This is a genomic window from Neobacillus sp. 19 (assembly GCF_049463095.1).
Lineage (GTDB): Bacteria > Bacillota > Bacilli > Bacillales > Cytobacillaceae > Neobacillus.
This window is the reverse complement of the sequence record NZ_JBMPZU010000005.1, coordinates 23,056-30,021: the sequence shown is the minus strand read 5'-3', so window position 1 is coordinate 30,021 and position 6,966 is coordinate 23,056. Positions and strand designations below refer to the sequence as shown.

At 40.1% G+C, this 6,966-nt stretch carries 6 protein-coding genes; all 6 read left to right on the top strand.

The features are described 5' to 3' along the window. Nucleotides 1-121 precede the first annotated feature (121 nt). The 6 genes from ACO1D1_RS01015 to melA all read left to right on the top strand — a co-directional run bounded on the left by ACO1D1_RS01015 (nucleotide 122) and on the right by melA (nucleotide 6,832). Nucleotides 122-619, top strand: coding sequence for a DUF4832 domain-containing protein (locus ACO1D1_RS01015; RefSeq protein WP_423334636.1), 498 nt, complete (start codon nucleotides 122-124; stop codon nucleotides 617-619). Between the two features lie 465 nt (nucleotides 620-1,084). Beyond that, nucleotides 1,085-2,113, top strand: coding sequence for a LacI family DNA-binding transcriptional regulator (locus tag ACO1D1_RS01010; RefSeq protein WP_423334635.1), 1,029 nt, complete (start codon nucleotides 1,085-1,087; stop codon nucleotides 2,111-2,113). Nucleotides 2,114-2,347: 234 nt separating this feature from the next. Then, on the top strand, nucleotides 2,348-3,622 hold the full coding sequence (locus ACO1D1_RS01005) for an ABC transporter substrate-binding protein (RefSeq protein WP_423334634.1): 1,275 nt from the start codon (nucleotides 2,348-2,350) through the stop codon (nucleotides 3,620-3,622). Nucleotides 3,623-3,678: 56 nt separating this feature from the next. Then, nucleotides 3,679-4,620, top strand: coding sequence for a carbohydrate ABC transporter permease (locus ACO1D1_RS01000; RefSeq protein WP_423334633.1), 942 nt, complete (start codon nucleotides 3,679-3,681; stop codon nucleotides 4,618-4,620). A 13-nt stretch (nucleotides 4,621-4,633) separates the two neighbouring features. Next, nucleotides 4,634-5,461 (top strand): carbohydrate ABC transporter permease, encoded by an 828-nt coding sequence (locus ACO1D1_RS00995; RefSeq protein ID WP_423334632.1) that lies wholly within the window; start codon nucleotides 4,634-4,636, stop codon nucleotides 5,459-5,461. Nucleotides 5,462-5,536: 75 nt separating this feature from the next. After that, a complete protein-coding gene (melA, locus tag ACO1D1_RS00990) occupies nucleotides 5,537-6,832 on the top strand; it encodes an alpha-galactosidase (RefSeq protein WP_423334631.1) in 1,296 nt (431 codons plus the stop codon). The last annotated feature ends 134 nt before the right edge of the window (nucleotides 6,833-6,966 follow it).

Below are 6,966 nucleotides of genomic sequence, written 5' to 3'. Positions count from 1 at the left end.
TTTATGTACACTTGGTACCGTTATCAAGCCGATTGTGCGGCACCCCAAACCCAACAACCTAGATAGGCGTTTTCGCATTTATCGTGAAACGCTTTCGCGTTTCGTGCGCCGCTTCAATTGAGTGACTCGAACAGCAATTTTTGACCCGGTATATGACGGCAGAAGCGGAATGGAATATATGCGTGACAGATTGGGCTACCGGTTAGTATTGCGTGAGGCTAATGCAAGTAAATGGGTAGTGCGGAATGGTACCCTGAGGTTCGAAGGGAAGATCCAAAACGTCGGCTTTGGTAATGTAGTAAACAAGAAAAATGTATCGGTCATTCTGAAAGCCAAAGATGGTTCTAACACTTACACAGCACTTACGAACCTTGACGCAAGGGATTGGCGGCCAGATTTGGACAGCAGGGCAAGCAATACCGCAGCATACCGTGATTTAAACTTCTCAATTAAGATGAGCTCTTTTGGTTCTGTGCCTGCTGGTGACTATGATATTTACTTGAAGATCAATGATCCTAAAGAAACTAGCACTAACAGGCGTAGTATACAGTTTGCGAATCACGATATTTGGAATACTTCCCTTGGAGCAAACTTAATTGGTTCGACGACAGTCAAGTAGACAATAGGCCAGTTCGAGAACCCGGTTGGGTTCTCGAATAAATCTTGCAGTTTTTTTCGGCCTAAAGCCCTCAAAACTGCTATTTTTATAAGATACAAAAATCATATAGTTGATTTGTAGGACGTCTCCCTTATTTCTGTTGGTGCAGATATACACTAGGGGAGGCGTCTTTTCCTTTCTCTAAAATGAGACAATATATGGTCATTGCACCTGTCAAATTTTGGACAGACAATACGGTCAGCATTCGGTAATTTGGGCCTTCAAAAACAATATTAGATAAATAGAGTGTTATTTTTAGATGGTTAGGTTGAAAATTAATTATTTTTTGAATATTTCGTACTTTGTGTTGACTATTGAAACAACAAGGGTTAACATAATAGAGAAAACGTTTGGCTAAAAGTTTGGCTGCGAGTTTGATTTTTGGCTAATTAACTTGATAGATAGTAATGGAAAGAGGGTGAGTGCTTGGTAACTCTAAAAAATATAGCAGATCAAGTAGGAGTATCCATCTCAACGGTGTCAAGAGTACTAAATAACGATACAAGTCGATCAGTTGGTGAAGCAACTAGGAATAAAATATTAGAAGTGGCCGAAGCGCTCGAATATCGGCCCAATGCATGGGCACAGAAGCTGGTAAAAGGGAGCAGGGAAGGAAGCCAGACAATCGGGAAAATTGGCTGTATTATTTCGGTGCCGTATGCTCAGTTTTCCTATCCTTATTTTACAGAAATTCTTAAAGGGATTGAATCTGCTCTATCTAAAAGGAAAAGTTCACTTTCTTTTGTACATACCATTGATGAACTTCGCGATCCTGAATTGTTAAAAAAATTTATTACCGAAACAAAAGTAGACGGGATTATCCTTGTTGGAAGTATTATCCGTGATTTATATAAAGTAATAAAAGATAATTCGAGAATAGTTGTTGGAATTGATGTGAATGATGTGACAATCCCGACGGTGAGTACAGACCGTCAGCATGCCTCAAAGGCAGCGGTTGAGCATTTACTTTCAAAAGGGCACCAAAAAATTGGGTTTATAGGTGGTGTTGGCATATCGGGAGACATCACTAGAGAAAAACGTTTCAGAGGATATAGAGATGCACACCTTAATGCAGGAATAGAAATCAATCCAAACAGGATTATCAATGCGGAATGGCAGATCGAAAATTGCTATAAGTTAATGAGCCGGTTTATTGATGAACAAAAGGATGACTTACCGACAGCCATGTTTATTGCCAGTGATGTTATGGCCATATCGGCGATGCGGGCCGCCGCCGATAAGGGGTTGAAAATTCCAGAAGATCTTGCGTTTTTTGGCTTTGATAATATTGAAATTTCAAAATACACCGCGCCGCCACTATCCACCATCCATATTCCTAAAATTGAAATGGGCGAGATGGCTGCTAATGTGCTATTTGATTATATGGAAGAAAGATATGTGATGCCAATGAGAATTCTTCTTCCTTATAAATTGTGTATTCGTCAATCAACATAGAAAAAGCAGGAAATACATGCCTATGATCACATATTTAAAGCAGGGGAGGGTTATCTGTTTTTTTATTTTTGAAATATTTGAAAGGGCTTTCAGCTCTGGTTAATATGGATTCGCTCTTTTCACTCACAATTTCTAAAAAATGATAATGTTTCGACGTGAAAGGGGGAGGTGGATGGTTGTAAATTTACCCCAAACTCATTTTCAATTGTAAGTAAAATTTAAGGAGGAGATTTTGTGAAGTATAAAAAAGCGTTCGCAATGGTACTCTCGGTTTTACTCATTATGTCAATTGTAACAGCTTGCAGCAATAGCACCTCTGGGGGAACGGATTCAGGAAAGATAACGTTAGTCATGTGGTCACATAAAGATACAGGGATTGAAGAGGCAGATAAACAATTGGTAAAAGCGTTTGAAGACGCGCATCCAGACATCAAAATAAAGTTTCAAAACTTTCCTTATGATGAATACATCAATAAGCTAAAAGCATCATTCAGTGCCAGCAACGGTCCGGATATTGCTGAAATGTTCGGAACCTGGGTGCCTCAGTACACTAAAAATGATTTATTGCTCGAAATCCCTAATGGAGACCAAATTAAAAATGATTTCTATGAAGCACCGCTTGGCGGTTACTTAAAAGATGGAAAGGTTTATGGTGTTCCGCTTGAGTACAATATTGAAAATGGTTCCATGCTTGCTTATCCGGATATGTTCAAGGATGCCGGATTAGAGTATCCGAAAACTTGGGATGAATTAGTGGCAGCGGCAAAAAAATTAACGGTTATGGATGGAAAGAACATCAAGGTAAAAGGCTTTGATTTCACCTCCTATGACTCTGTCACTTTCTTGTTCTTATCGATGATTTTACAACAAGGTGGGGACTACTGGGATTCAAATGGCCACATTAACTTCCATTCACCAGAAGCGATCAAAGCTATGAATGAAATGGTTACATTAGCCAGGGATTATAAAGTGGCTGATTATACAGAAATGAATCATGATTTGGACAGCTCCGACTACTTCTTTAAGGGAGAATCAGCGATGACGATGAGAGGTCCATGGGTTATGCCTGCCGCAGAGACCACTTATCAAGTCGACAATTTTGACTATGTGCCGATTCCATCCTTCACAAGCAATCCACCAGCCTTCGCTGCTGAATCAGGATGGGGAATCGTTGGTAATAAGAAAACGAAGCATAAAGAAGCAGTACTTAAGTTTCTGGAATTTGTAAGCCAACCTGAAAATGCATTGGCATGGAACCTTCCTTCTCATACCGTTCCTGCCCAAAAATCAGTGGCGCAAGGGCAAGACTTTATTAAAGCTGCACCGATGATGCAAACGCCTCTAAGTGTCCTTGAATATGGAAAATACATTGGTCCAATCGGTGATCGTGACTACATGTGGGATGAAATAAACGCTGCATTCATCGAGATGTGTGAGAATAAGACTTCTGTCGAAGACGGCCTGAAGAAGCTTGAAACAAATATTAACAAGATGCTCGACGAACAATAATGATTTGCCCCCTTCCCTAGGGAAGGGGCAAATCATCCAAGGAGGGGGTTGAACTCGTGGAGATAAAACAGGAAATGGCCAAGCCAGTGTCATATCAATCCAAGCAAAAAAAACCCAAAAGGAATATTCAGGAACGACGATTCATTATCATGTCTTTGACACCGATTCTGCTTCTTTTTATTGTTTTCATGGTTATACCCATTATATGGGGGATCATTCTCTCTTTCTATCAATATGATCCTTTAGCAGACCGTTCGCCCTTCATCGCACTGAAAAACTATACTGAATTATGGAAAGATCCAGTCTTTATTACCTCCTTGAAGGCGACATTGATTTTCGTGTTCGTTGCGGTACCAGCAAATATTTTAATCACACTGCCAATTGCAAGCATGATCAATCGAGTGAGAAATCGCTTTTTAAGAAATACGTTTCGAACTCTGTTTTTCTTACCGGCTATTGCCCCGTTATCTGCTGCTTCATTAATTTGGTCTACCATGCTTCGAAGCGGAAATGATGGGCTGTTTAACATGATTTTAGCTTATTTCGGGTATGAAAATGTTGGCTGGCTGACAGACGCAAAAATGGCGATGATTTCCGTAATTATTTTGACGCTTTGGGCAGATGTTGCCTATAACATTATTATTTTTATGGCGGGTTTGGATGCTATTCCAAAGGTGTTTTACGAAGCGGCAGAACTGGACGGCGCCAATGGTTTTCAGAAATTCAGGCATATTACGCTGCCGCTGCTTCAACGTACATCGCTCTTTATATTAATTATGACTGTCATTTCCTATTTCCAGATGTTTGCACAATTCCAGATTATGACCAAAGGCGGTCCGAGCGGTGCGACCAATGTACTCTCTTTAAGCATTTATAAAACTGCTTTCAGCTATTCGAGAATGGGGTATGCCTCAGCGATGGCCACGGTTTTGCTGGTTATTATTCTACTAATCTCGCTCATTCAGCTGCGTGTCGGCAGAAGCCAGTGGGAGTATTAAGGAGGGGTGCTTTATGAGAAGAGGCAAAAAAATTAGTTTTCCTTATATTTTAATGATTACTTTTCTAAGCATCGCATCCTTCATAATGATTATCCCATATCTATGGATGGTACTCTCCTCGCTTAAGGGGAATTTAGAGATTATTTCGTCTACCTCTATTCTTCCTCATAAGGTTACATTTGAAGGATATAAAACCGTTTTCCAAGATGCACCGTTTGTACGCTGGTTATTTAATAGTTTATTTACAGCCACGATTATTACCGTTGCAACTGTATTCTCAAGTGCGTTATCAGGTTATATTTTTGCCAAGTTTCGTTTTGCCGGGAAACAAATGATCTTTCTTGTGGTGATTGCCACGATGATGATTCCACCACAAATTCTGATGATTCCTACGTATTTAATTATTTATAAATTAGGTTTGATTGATCAACTTTCCGCAGTGATCCTACCAAGCTTGGTCAGTGCATTCGGGGTATTCCTGGCAAGGCAAGCCATTCAGGAACTGCCTTATGATTTGATAGAATCTGCCCGGATTGATGGAGCTGGTGAATATTTCATTTTCTATCGAATCATTCTCCCACTCGTCAGACCGATGCTATCCGCCTTAGCGATATTTACATTTATGGCCGCTTGGAATAATTACGTCTGGCCATTAATTGTCTTAAATGATGAAGAGAAAATGACTTTGCCTTTGGCGCTGGTCTTTTTTAACGGGTCACATGTGACCAACTATAATATCGTCATGTCCGCGTCAGTCCTAATCATGATTCCTGTGTTTATTGTATTCCTAATCTTCCAAAAGCAGTTCGTAAAAGGGCTGGCTTTAACAGGCTTCAAATAAGCATACTTAAGCGTTATATACGACAATCTTTGTAAATAAATACGGAAAAAAGATAAAATAGGGAGGGAAATCATCATGTTAAAAATAAGTATTATCGGTGCAGGCAGTGAGTTTACTCAAAACATCGTTGTGGATATTCTAACCATCAAGGGGTTGGATGAAGGCATTATCGCCCTTGTCGATATTGATGCGGAGCGTTTGGAAATCGCCCATCAGCTTGTTGAAAAAATTATCGAAAAGACAGGGAAAAAATGGTCTGTCATTGGCTCGACTGACCGAAGAAAGGTAATTGCGGATTCAGATTTTGTCATCAATCAAATTGAAGTAGCAGGATTACATACTGTTAAGTTGGAATATGAAATTCCTCTAAAATATGGTGTGAAGCAGTGTATTGGAGATACATTAGGACCTGGAGGGTTGTTCAAAACATTGCGTACACTTCCTGCCTGGCTTGCGATTGTAAAGGATATTGAAGAACTTGCACCAAATACAACTATACTAAACTATACAAACCCAATGTCAGCTGTCACCCTTGCCACAACGAAGGTGACAACTATCCCAGTTGTAGGTCTTTGTCATTCCATCCAAAATACTTCTAACGATTTAGCAAGATATTTAGGCATTCCATATGAGGAATTAAAATGGAGAGCCGGCGGAATTAACCATATGTCATGGTTTGTTGAACTGGCACACAATGGTAAAGATATGTATCCTGTATTAAGAGATAAAATGAAGGATCCTGAGCTGCTTGCCAAAGATCCTGTTAAATTTGATGCAATGCAGTACCTGGGGGCTTTTGTATCTGAGTCCAGCGGACATTTCTCCGAGTATATTCCTTATTATCGTAAGAGACAGGATTTAATAGATAAGCACTGTAGTACTGGGTACAACGGAGGGACCGGATTTTATGCCAATAGCTGGCCAACATGGCGGAAAGAAAACGACGAGGAAATAAGAAGAAAGCTGACTGGTGAGCTTGAAATTAAACTGGAATCCAGTGATGAATATGCAGCAGTGATTATTGAAGGTATGGTGAAAAATGAACCTAAAGTGATCTATGGGAATGTGTTGAATCAAGGTTTAATTGAAAACTTGAAACCGGACGGTGTCGTAGAAGTGGCCTGCTTGGTTGACCGAAATGGGGTGCATCCAACCCGATTTGGCCGTTTACCGGAGCATTTAGCGGCTTTATGCCGAAGCAATCAGGCGTTCTTTGAGCTTGCGGTGGATGCAGCTCTTACCAAAGATAAAGAAATGGCGATGCATGCTTTGATGGTGGATCCACTGACTGCAGCTGTTTGTTCTTTAGGGGAAATCAAAGCTATGTTTGATGAATTGTATGAAGCAGAACGTAACTATATTGAAATTTAATTTTAGTGATTTTTAGAAAAATAGTTTTCGAGACTTTGATATCAACTTGGATTGGGTGAAGGGAAAAGCCATATTCTCCTCACCCGAAATAAAGAAGCTTGGTGTATCGACTAATACAAGTAGCAAACATATGC

Bases quoted from the DNA above. Each gene is read 5' to 3' on its own strand.
- melA (WP_423334631.1), top strand. From the start codon at position 5,537: ATGTTAAAAATAAGTATTATCGGTGCAGGCAGTGAGTTTACTCAAAAC.
- ACO1D1_RS00995 (WP_423334632.1), top strand. From the start codon at position 4,634: ATGAGAAGAGGCAAAAAAATTAGTTTTCCTTATATTTTAATGATTACT.